Genomic DNA, 16,135 nt, shown 5'->3' with positions numbered 1-16,135 from the left:
CTCCATGACGACGGTGAAGAAGCAGGCCACGATCTCCGACGTGGCCGAGCGGGCGGGCGTCTCGGTGCCCACGGTCTCGCGCGTGCTCAACCAGGTGGTGCCCGTCAGCGAGAAGCGGCGCAAGCGCGTTCTCGCCGCAATCGAGGAGCTCGATTACCGCCCGAGCGCCGCAGCGCGCACGCTCGCCTCCCGGCGGTCCCGGATGCTCAGCATCGTCACCAGCAACACCTCGCGATACGGCTACGCCGAGACCATCCGCGGTATCGAGCTCGCCGCGCGTGCGGCCGACTACACGGTGACGATCTCCGTGGTCGAGAACGACGACCCCGAGGTGGTGCGGCGCGCGGTCACCGCCGCCTTCTCGCAGAGCCCCGAGGGGGTCATCGTGCTCACCTTCGACCCGGCGGGCGATGCCACCCTGCGCTCGCTGCCCACGTCGGTGCCGGTCGTGGCACTGTCGGGTGCCCGTGCGGACGGCGTGCCGCAAGTGCTCATCGACGAGTCGACCGCGGCCGAGGAGCTCGTGCGCGGGCTGCTGGAGATGGGCCACCGCACGGTGCACCACATCACGGTCCCTGCCGTGCACGGCGAAGACGGCCGTACGACCGGTTGGCGTGCCGCGCTCCAGGAGGCGGGCGCTCCGGTGCCGGACATCATCGAGGCGACCTGGGATCCGCAGAGCGGACGCGCCGTCGGGCGCGAGCTGGCCGCGGACCCGCAGGTCACGGCCGTGCTCTGCGGCAACGACGAGATCGCGCTCGGACTGATGCGCGGACTCGTCGACGGCGGACGGCGCGTGCCGCAGGACATCTCGGTGGCCGGATTCGACGACCACCCCCTGTCCTCGCTCTGGGTCCCCTCGCTGACGACCGTGCGGCAGGACTTCAGCGAGCTCGGCGCCCGCGGCGTCGCGACCCTCCTCGCCGCGATGTCGGACGAGGCGGATGCGGGCGACCTGCACACCCTCCGCCCCGAGGTGCAATGGCGCGAGAGCACGGCAGTGGCTGCCAACCAGTGATCCGATAACCGTCATTCTGTTTGGCTTGTGGTAGTCAGCCGTTGATGCCGCCTTCGCCGCTCCCCATCAGCCGACGAGATCGCGCCGCTTCGCCCCCGCCTCCAACTAGTGCGACGGCGGCTTCGGGGCGCGATCGGTGGTCTGGTCGCGGAGCCGTTCGAGCAAGGGCACGACCCGTCGGGCGACGACCTCCGTGGTGGCGATGGAGGTGCTGCTGCGCCGCACGCCCGGGGCGAGCTGGATGCGCTGCGTGATGCGATGCAGGTCGGCCGTGTCGGCCGCGGCGACGCGCAGCATCATGTCGGCGTCGCCGGTGATCGTGTGCGCCTCGAGGACCTCGGGGATGGCGCGCAGCGCCGCGACGGTGCCATCGATGTGCTGCTGCGCCACGGAGACCGTCACGAACGCGACCAGCGGTCTCGCGATGTGCTGGGCGAGCAGCGCCGAGCTCGGTGCCCCCAGCGCCCCGCTCTCGCGCAGGCGCCGCAGCCGGCTGTGGACGGTGTTCCGGGAGATCTGCAGCCGACGCGCGATCTCCAGGACGGTCGCCTCCGGAGTGGCATCCCTTTCGAGGAGGATGCTCGCATCAAGGGCGTCGAGTGTGTGCATATGCCCAATTATCCGGTGTCACGGCTGCGCCTGGCGCGCACGTGCTCCTCTGCGTCGGACGCGCTCGTGCGGCCCGTGCCGACGGCGTACGGTGCACGCATGAACGCCTCGATGCCACTCGATCTCCCCCGACTCGACCTGCGCGGTTTCGTCTCGCCGGTGCAGCCGCTCCACCGGCTCAGCGAGGAGCTGGGCGTCGAGGTCTGGGCGAAACGCGACGATCTGGGCTCCGTGGGACTGGCGGGCAACAAGGTGCGCAAGCTCGAGGTCGAGCTCGCTCGCGCCCGCGAGCTCGGCGCGACGCACCTGGTCACCGAGGGGTCGCGTCACTCCAACGCCACACGGGCGGCCGCGGCCGCGGCGGCCGCACTCGGGATGCGATGCACGCTCGTGCTCTGCCACGACGAGCCGAAGGAGCCGGTCGGCAACCTGCTGCTCGACGCGTTGTTCGGCGCCGACCTGCGGCTGGTCGGCGACATCTCGTGGGTGGAGCTCGCTCAGCGCACCTCCGATGTGGTCGCGGAGCTCGAGGCGGACGGGGAGCACGTCTACCGGCTGCCCATCGGATCGGCCACCGGCCGCGGCGCCACGAGCTTCGCCCGCGCCTACCGCGAACTCGACGAGCAGATGGCGGCTGAGGGCGCATCCTTCTCGACCATCGTGCACGCGAGTTCGGCCGGCAGCACGCACGCGGGTCTCGTCCTCGGGCGGGCGATCAAGGGAGCCGACACGCGCATCCTCGGCGTCGTCGTGGCGGAGAACGTCTACGACGACGTGCCCGGGCGGTACCTGCAGCTCGCGCGCGAGGCCGCGGCGCTGGTGGCGCCGACGATCGAGATCGGCGCCGATGCGCTCGAGATCACCGAGCAGTACCTCGGGGAGGGGTACGGCAAGCCTGCCGACGGCGTCTACGAGGCCATCGACCTCATGGCGCGACTCGAAGGGATCGTCGTCGATCCGGTCTACACCGGCAAGGCGGCCGCCGCGCTCATCGACCAGGCCCGCCGACAGACGCTGCGAGGACCGGTCGTGTTCTGGCACACCGGCGGCTACCACGCCATGTTCGACCCGGCCTACACCTCCGTCGTCTGGGGCAACGTGCCCCGACTGCGGCAGCTCGAGCTCTGACGGGCGTCGTCCGCGGCCTCGCCGAGCGCAGCGATGAGCGCGTCTCGGATGCCCCGGGTCACGGTGCGCAGGCGTGCATCGGCTGCGTGGCGGATCGATGGGATCGCCTCGGTCAGGCGTCGGATCTGGGCGAATCGCTCGAGTCTGTCGCCCTCGAGGGCTCGGAGCAGGCCTGCGAGGAACCGTTGCACCTCGACGCTGGCGTCCGCCAGATCCTTGACGTCGAGTTCAAGCCCTCCGAGCGCCTCATCGACTTCGATGAAATCGAACAGGGCCGCATCCTCCTTCGTCGCGAAGCAGCGGAAGAAGGTCCTCGGTGAACCGCCAGCCGACTCCGCGATGTCCTCGACCGTGGTCGCGGCGAAGCCCTGCGCCCGAGGAAGCGCAGGGCGACCGCGCTGATCCGCAGCTCGAGATCGAGGCGCACCGCCGTGATCGATGCGGTGATCGCAACGGCGACGAGGGCTGGTGCCGGGACGGAGCGACAAGCGACCGGCGGCATCCCGCGTCGGTGACGCTCAGACCGGGCGGACCGGCATCGTGAGCTCGCGCGAGTGGTTCACGCGACGTGCGTCGCCGGTCAGCTCGATGACGACCATCCGTCCCTCGTCGGCGGCGTCCGCGGCGAGGCGGAGCTCGATCAGTCCGGGTTCGACCCGTCGCGTGCCATCGCGCCCGGTGAACGCGGCGAGGTCGGCGTGGAAGTCGAACTCGACCGTCGCCGTCTCCCCGGCGGCGAGCTCGATCGCGCCGAACCCGATGAGCTGTCGCACGGGTCGGGCGACGCTCGCGACCGGGTCGCTCAGGTAGACCTGGCCCACCCATCTGCCCGTGGTGCCGCCGGCGTTGCGCACGCGCGCCGTGAGGACCGTTCGTCCGTCGACCGGGATGTGCCGTGCCGCGGCGTCGAACCGCTCGACCTCGAAGCGGGTGTACGACAGCCCGTGGCCGAAGGGGTAGGCCGGCGTCGGGTCGAGGTTGCTGACCCCGTCGCTGCGCAGCGCGAGCGGCACTGCGAGGTAGGTGCCGGGCTGGTTGGAGCCATCCCCGGGGATCTGCACCGGGAGGCGGCCGGAGGGGCTGACGCGTCCGGAGAGCACTCCGGCGACCGCCCCAGCGCCCTCCTCGCCCGGGAAGAACACCTGCAGGGCGGCGGCAGATGCCCGCGCGGCGCCGCCGATCTCGTAGGGCCGGCCGGAGAGCGCGACGAGCACGACCTCCGTTCCGGTCCCGAGCACCCGCTCGACCAGCTCGGTCTGCCGGCCGGGCAGCCGCAGATCCTCGGCGTCGCATCCCTCGCCCGAGGTGCCGTGGCCGAACATGCCGGAACGGTCGCCGACGACGAGCACGGTGATCTCGCTCTCCGCCGCGAGGCTGACGGCCCGGTCGAGCCCGTCGTCATCGCCGCCGAGCACCGGCACGCCCAGCGCGTGGCGCACCGTGGCGCCCGGGAACTCGGCCCGCACGGCATCGAGCACCGTGGGCGCCGTCACCCCGATGTCGATGCCCGGGTGGTTGGGCACGACGTGGTTGACGAAGGAGTAGCAGCCGAAGAGGCAGCCGGCGTCGTCCGCGCCCGGCCCGATCACGGCGATGCTCTCCGGCGCCCGCAGCGGCAGCGCCGCCCGGTCGTTCTGCAGCAGCACCACCGAGCGCTCGGCGATCCGGCGCGCGAGGTCGCGGTTGCCCGCCGAGTCCAGATTGATCGCGGTCGGAGCGGGCGGGGCCCAGTCCGCGTCGAGCAGTCCCAGCTCGGCCTTCTGGGTGAGCACGCGCAGCGCCGAGGCGTCGATGAGCGCGAGCGAGGCCGGGTCCTCGAGCAGCGCCGGCGCGTAGCCGATGGTGTGCGGCAGCTCGACGTCGATGCCCGCGGCGAGGGTCTGGCGTGCCGCGTCGAGATCGTCCTCGGCGACCCGGTGCATGCTGTTGACGAAGGGGATCGCCCAGTAGTCGGAGACGACCGTGCCCTCGAAACCCCAGGTCTCGCGCAGGAGCTCGGTGAGCAGGGACCGGTCCACGGCCGCCGGGATGCCGTCGTTGTCGTTGTAGGCGTTCATCACCGAGCGCACACCCGCCGCGACGACCGCCTTCTCGAAGGGGGCAGGATGACGTCGGCGAGCTCGCGGGGCCCGATCGAGACCGGGGCGTGGTTGCGCGCCCCCGGGAGGCGGAGTAGCCGACGAAGTGCTTCAGGGTGGCCACGATGCCTTCCGACTGGAGCCCGCGGACGTACGCGGCGGCGATCTCGCCGACGAGGTAGGGGTCCTCGCCGATGGTCTCCTCGACGCGGCCCCATCGGTAGTCGCGGACGACGTCGAGCACGGGGAGAGCCCCTGCTGCACGCCGACGGCCGCCATGTCGCGACCGATGGCCGCGGCCATCCGCTCGATGAGGTCCGGATCGAAGGTGGCGCCCCAGGCGAGCGCGGTCGGGAAGACGGTCGCCTGCCAGGCGGTGAACCCGGTGAGGCACTCCTCGTGCGCCAGCGCGGGCAGGCCGAAGCGGTTGGCGTCGCGGACGGCGCGCTGCAGCTCGTTGAGCTTGGCCATGCCCTCCAGGGGCGTCAGCGGGGCGGTGCCGAAGACCCTCGTCAGCTGACCGATGCCGCCGGCGATGGCCTCGTCGAAGGGCTGCGCGCGATTCTGCGTGCTCTGCATCGGAGCGACGTCGCCGCTCGCGCCGTCGGCGTCCGGCCAGGTCGATCCGAGCTGGGCCAGGCGCTCGCTCGGGGTCATGGCGTCGAGGAGCGCTCGGGCGCGGTCCCGGGGAGGGAGGGAGACGTCGTGCCAGCGGGGCGTCGTCGACGGGTTCTCGGGGATCATGCTCTCGGGGGTCATGGGCGTCCTTCGTTCGGGTTGCGAGGCGACGGCGGAGCCGTGGAGTCGCGGATGACGAGATGGGTGGCGAGCTCGATCCGACGCGTCGCCAGCGCGTCGCCGGCGGCCAACCGCAGCAGGGTGGAGACCGCGGTGCGGCCGATGTCGGCGATCGGCTGATGCACGGTGGTGAGCGGCGGGGTCGAGGTCTGCGCCAGGTAGGTGTCGTCGAAGCCGACGACGCTGAGGTCGCGGGGCACCAGCACCCCGAGCCGGCGGGCGGCCTCGAGCACGCCCTTGGCGCTGATGTCGCTCCCGGCGAAGATCGCCGTCGGCGGGTCGGGCCGTTGCAGCAGCGCCGTCGCCGCGCGCAGCCCGTGCTCGAAGGAGTAGGCCTCGCGCGGAACCGCCTCGATGTCGACGGCGATGCCGGCATCGCCCATCGCGGCCGCCCACCCGTGTGCGCGCACCTCGTCGCAGCGGGCCTTCGGAGGTCCTCCGATGTAGTCGATCCTGCGGTGGCCGAGCGAGAGCAGATGCTGGGCGGCCTCGTAGGCGCCGGCCCAGTTGGTGGCGCCGATGCTCGGGGTGGAGGGCCGCGGGCGGTCGATCGGGTCGACGAGCACCATCGGCAGACCGACCGCGCGCAGTGCGTTCTCGCGGTGGGCCGAGTAGGCGCTGGTGAGCTCGATCACGCCGACCCGCCCCGCCCGTGCCACCGACTGCGCCCAGCGCAGATCGAAGCGCTCGTCGATCGAGGTCACCGGTCGCACGAGCAGTGCGGCGGCCGAGTCCGCGGCCTGCTGCACCGCGCCGCCGATGAAGGTCGAGAAGTACGGGTTGTCGACGTCGTGCGGTTCGAGGAGCACCTCGATGGTGGCCTCGCCGACCCGGCGCAGGGAGCCCTGCCGTTCGCTGATGCTCACGTAGCCGAGCTCGCGGACCACATCCTGCACCCGCTCGCGGGTGTCGCCGCCGACCCCGCGGCGCCCGTTGAGCACCTTCGAGACGGTCGCCTCGGAGACGTTCGCCGAGCGGGCGACGTCGCCGATGGTGATGCGGCGCACCGACCGCGTCGCCTCGCCCGCCATCACTTGCCGCCCACTCCGGTGAGGCCGGCGACGAGCGCGCGCCGGGCGAAGAGGTAGACGACGAAGATCGGGATGATCGTGAGCACCACTGCCGAGAGCAGCCCGGGGATGTCCACGCTGAACTGCTGGCGGAACTGGCTCAGACCCACCGTGGCCACCATCACCTCGGGGGAGCGGGTGAGGATGAGGGGCAGGAGGAAGCCGTTCCAGGCGTTCAGCGCGGTGTAGACCACGATCGTCGCGATGCCACCGCGCGACAGCGGCAGCACCAGGTTGAGGAACGTGCGCACCGAGCCGGCGCCGTCGAGCGCCATCGCCTCGTAGGTCTCGCCGCTGATCTCGCGCATGCTCCCGGTGAGCACCAGCGTGGTCAGCGGGACCACGAACGCCGCCGTGGGCAGGATGACGCCGAGCAGGGTGTCGAAGAGGCCGAGCGAGTCGATGAGGAAGTACAGCGGGATGACGACGACCTGGGCTGGCACGGCCAGGCCGATCAGCAGGACCCGGAACACGGCGCGGACGGTGCGCGAGCGGCTGCGCACGATGGCGAAGGCCAGGGGCGGGACCAGGATCAGCACGATCGCGACGGTGCCGAGGGCGATGATGCCGGCGTTGAGCAGGTAGCGCCCGAAGCCGATCTCGAAGGAGCGCGCGAAGTTGTCGAGGCTGAACTCGGTCGGCAGGGCGATCGGGCCGTTCGCCAGGTAGGTCCCCTGCGACTCGAAGGACGCCCGGAGCATGAGGAACACGGGCAGCAGCACGACGGCCAGCCACAGCAGCGCGGCCGCGCCGGCGATCCAGTTCGGTCGGGTGCGCATCAGATGCCCTCCTGCGTTCCGGCCATGTCCGCGTATCCGGTGATCTTGACCATGACCGTCGACACGACCGCGGCGAGCACGACGAGCACCACGGCGATGGCGCTGCCGTAGCCGAGGTCGAACGACACGAAGGCCTGCTCGTACATGAGGAAGGGCAGGATCGCGGTGCCGTTGTCCGGCCCTCCGCGGGTGAGGATGAGGATGATGTCGAAGGCCGTGAAGGTGCCCACGACGATCAGGATCGAGACCGTGATGATCGTGTTGCGCAGCTGCGGCAGGGTGATCGAGAAGAACTGGCGCACGATGCCGGCTCCGTCGAGCTGAGCGGCCTGGTAGAGGGAGAGCGGGATGGTGCGCGCGGCCCCCTGGAAGATCAGCGTGTAGAGCGGAGTCGCACCCCACAGGTAGATGAAGGCCACCACGCCGAGCGCTGAGCCCTTGTCGCCGAGCAGGTTGCCATCGCCGAAGAGGAACGGCAGGGCGTTCGGGAGCCCGAAGTTCGGGTCGATCAGCGAGCTCCACAGCACGCTGACGGCCGCCGTCGACATGAGCAGCGGGATGAAGTACAGCGCGCCGATCACGGCCCGGAACCGTTGCGGTCCGGCCGCCCACACCCCGGTGAGCAGGCCGAGCGGCACCTGCGTGGCGACCGCGACCACGACAAGGGTGAGCGTCGTGCCCACGCTGCCGAGTACGACCGGGTCGGCGACGAGGCGGGTCCAGTTCTCGAGGCCGATGAACCTCGGGGGAGCCAGGCGGATCCCGTTGTAGCTGGTGAACGACAGCCAGACGGCGAAACCGAGCGGCAGCAGGGCGAAGAGCACGAAGTAGAGCGCGGCGGGCAGCGCCCAGACCGCGCCGGGCCGACCAGCTTCATGCTGACCGACCCGGCGGGCCTGGGTGGTGCCTCGACGCGCGCGGGGCGCGGCGGAGGGCATGGCGGGGAGTTCTCTCGTCCTGTGGATCAGTCGGTGGCGGTCAGGGACTGCATCTGCTCCACCCACTGATCGGCGTCGAGCGAGCCGTTCGTGTAGCCGCTGATCGCGTCGAGCAGTCGCGTCGTGCTCTCGGTCGGCACGGCGCGGTCCCAGGACAGCTGGAAGGACGGGGCGTCCTCGACCAGGCCGATGACGAAGTCCAGGTACTCCTTGGTCCGCGCGTCGAGGTCCTGATTGGCAGCCACCAGCTCACCGGCGTTGGTCGTCGGCGGCAGGTTGCCGATCGCGAGCTGGTCGTTCTGGAAATCGTCGCTGTAGAGCTCGGCCAGGAAGCCCGCGACGGCCTCCGGATAGCGCGTGTCGGCGGCGACGTTGTAGTAGTTCGCGAGGTTGCCGGCGATGTCGCCGGGGGCGCCGGCGCCGCCGGTCAGCTCCGGGAACGCCACCCAGCCGAGGTCGTTCTCGGCGAAGTCGGCGTCGGCTGCGGCGAGGGTGGCGTAGTTCCAGGTGCCCATGAGCTCGTAGGCGGCGCGGCCCTGGCTCAGCAGCGCGGTCGTGCCCTGGTTGGAGTAGCCGACCGAGTCGAAGCTGGTGCCGAAGGTGCCCGCGTCGACCAGGTCGCGCAGCTCGGTCAGCGCCGTGCGGCTGCCCTCGCTTTCCCACACGTCCGCGTCGCCGGAGAGTCCGTCGGCGACCGCCTCGTTGCCGAGCTGGCGCGCGAACAGGTACTGGAACCACATCTGGGTCGGCCAGACGTCGGCGCCGGCGAGCGCGACCGGCGTCACGCCGTCGGCGGCGAGCACCTCGGTCTGGTCGAGCAGCTCGTCCAGGCTCTGCGCGGGCTCGAGCCCCGCATCGGCGAGGACCTGCTCGTTGTAGAAGAGGAAGGTCGGCGCGGTACCGCGCATGGGGATGCCGTAGGCCTCGTCGTCGATCACCTGCTCGTCGAAGACGGTGGGGATGAACGAATCGCGCAGGGCGGGGTCCTCGGCGATGAACTCGTCCAGCGGCAGCAGCGCCCCCGCGTCGACGAGCTGCTCGATGTCGGCGGCGCCCCAGCTCATGAAGATGTCGGGGGCGTTGTCGGTGCCGAGGGACGTGCGCACGGCGCTGCCGTAGTTGCTGTCGCCGGGGATGGAGTCGATGACGACCTTGATCTCCGAGTCCTCGTTGAAGCGATCCGCCGCCGCCTGCTCGACCGACGCGGCAGCGTCGCCGTACACGGCGACGTGGATCTCGCCTTCGGGACGGTTCTCGTTCGGACCGTCGCTCGACGCCGGCGCGCAGCCGGCGAGCGCCGCGATGCTGAGCGCTGCGACCGTCAGACCGGCGGCACCTCGAGCCGGGGTGCGAAAGATTTTCATGGGGACACCTCTCTGTGTCGACCCCGTCTCCGCTGCTGCGCGGGGCCGGATGAACGTCTCGGGTCGGACGCATTGGTCAATGTATGCGCGCGGGGAAGGCCGGGGAAGTCTTCGATGAGCGAAAGATTTTCGTGCCCGGTCGTCCTGCCTTGCGCACTCCTCGGCGGTCGCTCCGCCCCCCGCCGGGAACAGCGCAGCGCCCTCGCCGGGACCAGCGCAGCGCCCTCGCGAGTTCACTCGCGGGGCGCTGGCTGGTCACCCGGGCTGGTCGATCACCCGGGCTGGCGGATCACCGGGGCTGGCATCGTCTGCGGACCGCCGCCGTCGTCGCCGCGCCCAGGACGAGCGCGAGGAACGCGGCCGCTCCGATGGACCCGATCTCGGCGCCCGTGCTCTCGAGATCCGAGCGGGCGGCTGCGGCGAGGCGCCCCCGGCGACCGACCAGGCGCTCGGAGGCCCGCGGACGGGGTGACGATCCCTCAGCGACGAGAAAAGGTTTCCAGCTCGCGGCGCGCGGTTCCGCTGTGGCGTCGGATTGCGGATGCTCGATCCCATCGCTCACTCGAAAGGAGCTGCAATGGAGCAGCTGTACTCCCGGCGCCTCATCGCCGGACTCACCGGTACCGTCCTCGCCGCAGGTCTCGCCATCACCGGCATCGCACCGGCAGCGGCCTACCAACCGACGGCATCGCCGTTGTTCACCGCGCAGAACCCGGCGTCCTGCAACAAGAACCCGTGCGTGCTCTACCCGAAGACCGCGCAGCTGCCGAGCGGGCGGCTCGTGGCCGCGTTCGAGGACAGCCAGACGGCGCCGGTGGGGCAGACCATGCCCATCCACGTCTCTGACGATCAGGGCACCACCTGGCGCTCGCTCGCGAAGGTGGTGGCGCCCGCCTACGCCTCCTCGGACCCGCAGTACGCCAAGTACACGAGCAACTGGACCAACCCGCACCTCTACGTGCTGCCGCAGGCGGTCGGAGCGCTGCCGGCCGGCACCCTGCTGCTCGCCACCGTCGTCTCCGGCGATGACGCCTACGCCGCGGAGCAGAAGGCGGCCGATCCCAACTGGCGGCCCACCGGGGACGGGGACCGTCGCGATGTCGCGATCGCGCTCTACGCGTCGAGCGACGAGGGTGCCAGCTGGCGGTTCCTCAACGTCATCGCGCAGGGCGGATGGCAGGGCGGCAGCGCCGGTGCCATCGGCCGCACCGCCGCGGCGAACTCCGCCCGGCAGGTCGACCCCGTCTGGGAGCCGCACCTCATCGCCCGCAACGGGCAGCTCGTCGCGTACTACTCCGACGAGAACGACTACCTCGGCTTCGACCCGCAGACCGGCGTGCCGACCATCGATCCCCAGAACGCCTCCGCCCCGGACTCGCACGGCCAGATCCTCGTGCACAGGACCTGGGACGGGCGCAGCGCCGGTTGGAGCCAGCCCGTGGTCGACGCGCCTGGGCTCACCCAGGACCGCGGCAACGGCAAGCGGCAGATCGGCGGAGGACGGCCGGGCATGACCACCGTCGCCCCCACGGTGGACGGTCGCTGGATGATGACCTTCGAGTTCTTCGGCGGCGGCTCCAACACCAGGGTGCTCATGGCGGACGACCCGCTGCGCTTCTTCGCGACCGGCGACGCCGACGGCGCCGAGATCGGCACGCTGCCGGTCCCCTCCGGTCAGCGCGGGCTGAGCGCCGGCGGCAGCCCGGTCACGGTCGCCCTGCCCGACGGGCGGCTGATCTACAACGCGGCCGGCAGCGGCAGCGTCTGGGTCAACGAGAGCGGCCGCAGCGACGGGCAGTGGAAGGAGTTCCAGAGCAGCGTGCCCGGTGGCTACAGCCGCAACCTGCAGTACGTGGAGGGGACCGGACGGGTGCTCATCGCGCAGGCGGGGTGGAGTGGTGGCAGCACCGGCCCGGTGCTGCACGCCGACCTCGACATCGGGCGCACCGACAGCGCCTACGGCCTGCTCGTCAACCGCAAGACCGGCCAGGTGCTGAGCCCGCAGTCCGGCAGGACTCAGGACGCGAACCTGACCGGGGACACGCCGGACCTCCTCACGGTGCCGCGCAGCGGAGCCGGCGAGCAGCAGCGCTGGAGCGCCGAGACCCGCAACGGCCTCACGACCTTCCTCAACAAGAGCGGCGGCCGCAGCATCGCCACCTGGACGGGTCAGGCCACCGCCGGCCAGTCGCTGGCGCAGTGGGTCGACGACGGCGCCAGTGACAAGCAGTGGCGCCTGGTGCCGACCAGCGACGGATTCGTGACGATGCAGTCGGCGCGCAACGCCTCGCTGTACGTCACCGCGGGCGGCAACGGCTCCATCGCGTTGCAGAACGCGCTGCCGAGCAGCGACAACGACGCGCAGGAGTGGCAGTACGTCACCGACGCCTCGCCGCTCGGGGTGCCGTTCAGCCTCCGCGGCGCGAACTCGAACCGCTGCCTGGACGTGCCGAACGGGGCATCCGGTGCCCAGCTGCAGGTCTGGGACTGCGTGGGCAACGCCAACCAGCGCTTCACGCGCACGGCCGCCGACGAGATCCGCATCGGGGACCGCTGCCTGGCCGCCGACGGCAACGGCGTCACCGCCGGCACGAAGGCGATCCTGTGGCCGTGCAACGGCAGCACCAGCCAGCGCTGGGCGTTCCGCACGGACGGCACGATCGGCAACCTCTCGAACGGGCTGAACCTCGACGTCGCCGCGTTCGGCACGGCCAACGGCTCGGCGGTGCAGCTCTGGAGCCCGACGGGCAGCGCCACCCAGCGGTGGGCGATGCAGTAGGACCGTTCGTCGGGCCCCGGGCACTCAGGCCCGGGGCCCGACCTCCGCGTGGCCATCGGGCGTTGCGGAGACGATAGCGACGCTATATAGTTAGGCTATGCGAAACGGTCTGGCAGAGCTCGGCGAGCTGCTCGCGCTCGTGCACCGGGCCACGCGAGGGGCCGCGCAAGCCACCGGCGAGCACCGCTCCGCCGCGGTCTGGGGCGCGCTGAGCACCCTGCGCGAGCGCCCGCTGCGGCTCGGCGACCTCGCGGCCGCGAGCCGGGTCGCGCAGCCGACCATGACGAAGATCGTCGAGGGCCTCGAGGCGCAGGGCTGGGTGCGGCGCGATGCCGACCCCGGCGACGCGCGCGCACGCCTCGTCGTGCTGACCGACGCCGGCGACGCCGCCCTCGACGACTGGCGGCGGCGACTCGTCGCGGCCCTCGAGCCGCAGTTCGGCGGCCTCGACGCCGAGGACGTCGCGGCGTTGCGCCGCACGGTCGCGCTGCTGCGCGAGCGTCTCGACCCGAGCGCGGCGGAGGTCCGCTCGGAACCGGGCACCGCGTCATCCGCAACGGGCGTGCTGGAGGGTTCGGCCACCCGCACCACCTGAGCCCTCGCGCGCCCGGTGACGAACCCGGGTGCGCGAGTTCCCGTGCGGGCGCCATCGCCCGCATCCGCTTCGACGGCGAAGCCCGTACGACCGACCACCGCTCCGCGCGGCGCGCCGGCCAGCAGATCGCGGCCGAGGCCGCGTCGATCCGCGGCCCCGCCGCGGCGGAAGGAGTGCGCATGAGCGCCCACGGAGCCACCGGCTCGATCCTCAAGCAGCCCAGGGCGGTGTGGGCGGTCGCCTTCGCCTGCGTCATCGCTTTCATGGGCATCGGGCTCGTCGACCCGATCCTGCCGGCGATCGCCAGCAGCCTCGACGCCACACCCACCGAGAGCGAGCTCCTCTTCACCAGCTACCTCGCGGTCACCGGTGTGGTCATGTTCTTCTCGAGCTGGGTGTCCAGCCGCATCGGCGCCAAGCGCACGCTGCTCATCGGACTCGCCCTCGTCGTGGTCTTCGCCGCGCTCGCAGGGCTCAGCGGCAGCATCGACGCGGTCATCGGCTTCCGCGCCGGCTGGGGGCTGGGCAACGCGCTCTTCATCTCGACGGCGCTCGCCACGATCGTCGGCGCGGCCTCGGGCGGCACCGGCAGCGCGATCATCCTCTACGAGGCGGCGCTCGGCCTCGGCATCGCCATCGGGCCGCTCGTCGGCGGCGCGCTCGGCAGCGTCAGCTGGCGCGGGCCCTTCTTCGGCACCGCCTCGCTCATGGCGATCGGCTTCGTCGCGGTGGTCGCGCTGCTGCCCGGGCAGGGCGGTGGAGGAGCGGATGCGCGGGGCGGTGCCGCGGGCGCGTCCGGCGCGGCTGCGGCCGGCGGAGCGACGGTCGCCGCCGCGGCCGGAGCGGACGCCGCCGGTTCCGGTCCCGCGGATGCCCGGCCCGCATCCGCTCGCATCCCCCTCAGCGCGCCCTTCCGCGCGCTCGCCGTGCCGGCGCTCGGCGTGCTCGCGGCCGGTGCCTTCTTCTACAACATCGCCTTCTTCATCCTGCTCGCCTACAGCCCCTTCGTGCTGCCCTTCAGCGAGCTCGGGCTCGGCCTCGTGTTCTTCGGCTGGGGCCTCGGCGTCGCGCTGACGAGCGTGCTCGTCGCGCCCGCGCTCACCCGGCGCTTCCGCCGCACGGCGGTGATCCGCGGGGCGCTCGGGGTGCTGGCCGTCGTGCTCGTCGCGGCCGGCCTGCTCGCGGACGTGCCAGCCGGGGTCGTCGCCGCGGTGGTCGCGGGCGGGCTCGCGCTCGGCGTGCTCAACACGGCGCTGACCGAGGCGGTCATGGAGGCCACCGACCTGCCCCGCCCGGTCGCCTCGGGCGCCTACTCGGGCGTGCGCTTCCTCGGCGGCGCCATCGCCCCGCCGCTCGCCACCCTGCTCGCGGATGCCTTCGGCCCCGGCATGCCCTACTGGGTCGCCGCGGCGAGCGTCGTCGTCACGGTCGCGATTCTGGCGCTCGGCGCGAAGGCGCTGCGCCCCATCGACGGCCGCGACCCGAGCCCGGTCGAGGAGGCCGCCGCGGTCGGCGCGGGCGACGCCTGAGCATCGCCTGGCGACCACTCCGCGCCGCCGCACGTGCGATTCGGAGGAGCGGAGACCGCTGCCGGGGCGCGCTGCACGCCCTGAGGCTCGAGTCGACCGGTGCGAGCAGCCGCCGACTCGAGCCGCTCCTCCGAATCGACCAGGGGTGGGGGTCGGGTGGGGGTGCGGGTTGCGTTGGATCGGGTTGGGTTGGGTGCGGGTTGGTGGGGTGAAGTGGGGCGGGGAGCGGATGCGCGTGGTGCGCATCCGCTCGCTCAGACGGCCTGGCGGAAGGTGCGGTCCGCGGCGAGGTGCTGCAGCGCGGCCGGGATCTCGCGCCCCTGCGCCTCCATGACCTGCGCCCAGAGCCGCCCGGCGCGGTAGGACGAGCGCACGAGCGGGCCCGCGAGCACGCCGGCGAAGCCCATCCGCTCGGCCTCCTCGCGCAGCTCGACGAAGACCTGCGGCTTCACCCAGCGGTCCACCGGCAGGTGCAGCGGCGAGGGGCGCAGGTACTGGGTGAGCGTGAGGATGTCGGTGCCGGCGTCGCGCAGATCGCGCATCGCGCTGCGCACCTCGTCGTCGGTCTCGCCCATGCCCAGGATGAGGTTCGACTTCGTGATCATGCCCGCGGCCTTGCCCTGCGCGATGACGTCGAGCGACCGGTCGTACCGGAACGCCGGGCGGATGCGCTTGAAGATGCGCGGAACCGTCTCGAGGTTGTGCGCGAACACCTCCGGCGCCGCGTCGAAGACCAGCTGCAGGTGCTCCGGGCGTCCGCCGAGATCGTCCGCGAGCACCTCGACGCCGGCGCCCGGGTTGCGCTCGTGGATGCGCCGCACGGTCTCGGCGTACAGCCACGCGCCGGTGTCGGGCAGGTCGTCGCGGGTGACGCCCGTGATCGTGGCGTAGCGCAGGCCCATCGTGGCGACCGAGTCGGCGACGCGGCGCGGCTCGTCGAGGTCGAGCGGCAGCGGCTTGCCGGAGGTGATCTGGCAGAAGTCGCAGCGCCGCGTGCAGATGGCGCCGCCGATCAGGAACGTGGCCTCGCGGTCCTCCCAGCACTCGAAGATGTTGGGGCAGCCGGCCTCCTGGCACACGGTGTGCAGGCCCTCGTCCTTCACGAGGCCCTGCAGCTGCCGGTACTCGGGGCCCTGCTTCGCGACGGTCCTGATCCACTCGGGCTTGCGCTCGATGGGCGTCTCGCGGTTGCGCTGCTCGACCCGCAGCAGCGGGCGGCCGTCGGGTGCGGTCGGGTGTTCGGCGGCGGGTCGCACCGTGGTGGGGAAGGGCAGCGGATGCGCGGAGCCGGCCGCCTGCGACGGCCCGCCGGGCGAGGCGGTCGCGCCGTCCGCCGCGGCGAGCGGTCCCGTCGGACCGCCGGCCTGCTCGCGCCCGGACCCCGCGGGCGCGCCGCTCGATCCGACCGTCCGCTCCTCCGGCCGCGTGCCCGTGGACGGCAGCATGCGCG

Annotated in this window: 13 protein-coding genes and 3 pseudogenes; 6 read left to right on the top strand and 10 right to left on the bottom strand. The window is 72.2% G+C overall.

The genetic code is table 11. The features are described from left to right. The first annotated feature begins 4 nt into the window (after nucleotides 1-4). Nucleotides 5-1,018 carry a LacI family DNA-binding transcriptional regulator gene (locus tag QQK26_RS08075; RefSeq protein ID WP_284231743.1) on the top strand — a complete coding sequence of 338 codons (1,014 nt, stop codon included), beginning with the start codon at nucleotides 5-7 and terminating at the stop codon, nucleotides 1,016-1,018. Nucleotides 1,019-1,123: 105 nt separating this feature from the next. Here the strand turns inward: QQK26_RS08075 and QQK26_RS08070 are convergent, their stop codons facing one another. Beyond that, on the bottom strand, nucleotides 1,124-1,627 hold the full coding sequence (locus QQK26_RS08070; RefSeq protein ID WP_284231742.1) for an Lrp/AsnC family transcriptional regulator: 504 nt from the start codon (nucleotides 1,625-1,627) through the stop codon (nucleotides 1,124-1,126). Nucleotides 1,628-1,726: 99 nt separating this feature from the next. Between QQK26_RS08070 and QQK26_RS08065 the strand changes: the two genes are divergently transcribed. After that, nucleotides 1,727-2,755 (top strand): 1-aminocyclopropane-1-carboxylate deaminase/D-cysteine desulfhydrase, encoded by a 1,029-nt coding sequence (locus QQK26_RS08065; RefSeq protein WP_284231741.1) that lies wholly within the window; start codon nucleotides 1,727-1,729, stop codon nucleotides 2,753-2,755. Between the two features lie 86 nt (nucleotides 2,756-2,841). Next, nucleotides 2,842-3,075, top strand: a complete 234-nt coding sequence (locus QQK26_RS08060) for a hypothetical protein (protein WP_284235387.1) — start codon at nucleotides 2,842-2,844, stop codon at nucleotides 3,073-3,075. A gap of 3 nt (nucleotides 3,076-3,078) precedes the next feature. On the opposite strand, the pseudogene QQK26_RS08055 reads toward QQK26_RS08060, so the two are convergent. The 8 genes and pseudogenes from QQK26_RS08055 to QQK26_RS08020 form a co-directional block, all read right to left on the bottom strand. Then, nucleotides 3,079-3,243: pseudogene (locus QQK26_RS08055) on the bottom strand (hypothetical protein); the annotation flags it as partial. A gap of 30 nt (nucleotides 3,244-3,273) precedes the next feature. Further along, the gene (locus tag QQK26_RS08050) at nucleotides 3,274-3,576 is read right to left on the bottom strand and encodes a fibronectin type III-like domain-contianing protein (protein ID WP_284234502.1); all 303 of its coding nucleotides are present in this window, start codon (nucleotides 3,574-3,576) and stop codon (nucleotides 3,274-3,276) included. 123 nt (nucleotides 3,577-3,699) lie between these two features. Then, nucleotides 3,700-4,860: pseudogene (locus QQK26_RS08045) on the bottom strand (glycoside hydrolase family 3 C-terminal domain-containing protein); the annotation flags it as partial. Between the two features lie 112 nt (nucleotides 4,861-4,972). Continuing rightward, nucleotides 4,973-5,304, bottom strand: a pseudogene (locus QQK26_RS08040) (glycoside hydrolase family 3 N-terminal domain-containing protein); the annotation flags it as partial. Nucleotides 5,305-5,588: 284 nt separating this feature from the next. Beyond that, entirely contained in the window at nucleotides 5,589-6,638 is a 1,050-nt protein-coding gene (locus tag QQK26_RS08035; RefSeq protein ID WP_284231740.1) for a LacI family DNA-binding transcriptional regulator, read from the bottom strand. A 23-nt stretch (nucleotides 6,639-6,661) separates the two neighbouring features. Beyond that, nucleotides 6,662-7,480 carry a carbohydrate ABC transporter permease gene (locus tag QQK26_RS08030; RefSeq protein WP_284231739.1) on the bottom strand — a complete coding sequence of 273 codons (819 nt, stop codon included), beginning with the start codon at nucleotides 7,478-7,480 and terminating at the stop codon, nucleotides 6,662-6,664. Beyond that, nucleotides 7,480-8,418, bottom strand: coding sequence for a carbohydrate ABC transporter permease (locus QQK26_RS08025; RefSeq protein WP_284231738.1), 939 nt, complete (start codon nucleotides 8,416-8,418; stop codon nucleotides 7,480-7,482). The genes QQK26_RS08030 and QQK26_RS08025 overlap by 1 nt, the downstream gene beginning before the upstream one ends. 26 nt (nucleotides 8,419-8,444) lie before the next feature. Next, nucleotides 8,445-9,782, bottom strand: a complete 1,338-nt coding sequence (locus tag QQK26_RS08020) for an ABC transporter substrate-binding protein (RefSeq protein ID WP_284231737.1) — start codon at nucleotides 9,780-9,782, stop codon at nucleotides 8,445-8,447. Between the two features lie 577 nt (nucleotides 9,783-10,359). Here QQK26_RS08020 and QQK26_RS08015 point away from each other — a divergent pair. The 3 genes from QQK26_RS08015 (at nucleotide 10,360) to QQK26_RS08005 (ending at nucleotide 14,685) form a co-directional block, all read left to right on the top strand. After that, complete coding sequence (locus QQK26_RS08015) at nucleotides 10,360-12,561, top strand: ricin-type beta-trefoil lectin domain protein (RefSeq protein WP_284231736.1); 2,202 nt, start codon at nucleotides 10,360-10,362, stop codon at nucleotides 12,559-12,561. Nucleotides 12,562-12,658: 97 nt separating this feature from the next. Continuing rightward, on the top strand, nucleotides 12,659-13,156 hold the full coding sequence (locus QQK26_RS08010) for a MarR family winged helix-turn-helix transcriptional regulator (protein WP_284231735.1): 498 nt from the start codon (nucleotides 12,659-12,661) through the stop codon (nucleotides 13,154-13,156). Between the two features lie 179 nt (nucleotides 13,157-13,335). Further along, nucleotides 13,336-14,685 (top strand): MFS transporter, encoded by a 1,350-nt coding sequence (locus tag QQK26_RS08005; protein ID WP_284231734.1) that lies wholly within the window; start codon nucleotides 13,336-13,338, stop codon nucleotides 14,683-14,685. A 254-nt stretch (nucleotides 14,686-14,939) separates the two neighbouring features. Here the strand turns inward: QQK26_RS08005 and lipA are convergent, their stop codons facing one another. After that, complete coding sequence (gene lipA, locus QQK26_RS08000; RefSeq protein ID WP_284234500.1) at nucleotides 14,940-15,941, bottom strand: lipoyl synthase; 1,002 nt, start codon at nucleotides 15,939-15,941, stop codon at nucleotides 14,940-14,942. Nucleotides 15,942-16,135: the final 194 nt, after the last annotated feature.

Origin of the sequence: Arenivirga flava (assembly GCF_030161575.1) — a bacterium.
GTDB lineage: Bacteria > Actinomycetota > Actinomycetes > Actinomycetales > Microbacteriaceae > Arenivirga > Arenivirga flava.
Note: the sequence above shows the minus strand (reverse complement) of the source record. Positions and strands in the feature narration are given on the sequence as shown.

Bases quoted from the DNA above. Each gene is read 5' to 3' on its own strand.
- QQK26_RS08075 (WP_284231743.1), top strand. From the start codon at position 5: ATGACGACGGTGAAGAAGCAGGCCACGATCTCCGACGTGGCCGAGCGG.
- QQK26_RS08070 (WP_284231742.1), bottom strand. From the start codon at position 1,627: ATGCACACACTCGACGCCCTTGATGCGAGCATCCTCCTCGAAAGGGAT.
- QQK26_RS08065 (WP_284231741.1), top strand. From the start codon at position 1,727: ATGAACGCCTCGATGCCACTCGATCTCCCCCGACTCGACCTGCGCGGT.
- QQK26_RS08030 (WP_284231739.1), bottom strand. From the start codon at position 7,480: ATGCGCACCCGACCGAACTGGATCGCCGGCGCGGCCGCGCTGCTGTGG.
- QQK26_RS08025 (WP_284231738.1), bottom strand. From the start codon at position 8,418: ATGCCCTCCGCCGCGCCCCGCGCGCGTCGAGGCACCACCCAGGCCCGC.
- QQK26_RS08020 (WP_284231737.1), bottom strand. From the start codon at position 9,782: ATGAAAATCTTTCGCACCCCGGCTCGAGGTGCCGCCGGTCTGACGGTC.
- QQK26_RS08015 (WP_284231736.1), top strand. From the start codon at position 10,360: ATGGAGCAGCTGTACTCCCGGCGCCTCATCGCCGGACTCACCGGTACC.
- QQK26_RS08010 (WP_284231735.1), top strand. From the start codon at position 12,659: ATGCGAAACGGTCTGGCAGAGCTCGGCGAGCTGCTCGCGCTCGTGCAC.
- QQK26_RS08005 (WP_284231734.1), top strand. From the start codon at position 13,336: ATGAGCGCCCACGGAGCCACCGGCTCGATCCTCAAGCAGCCCAGGGCG.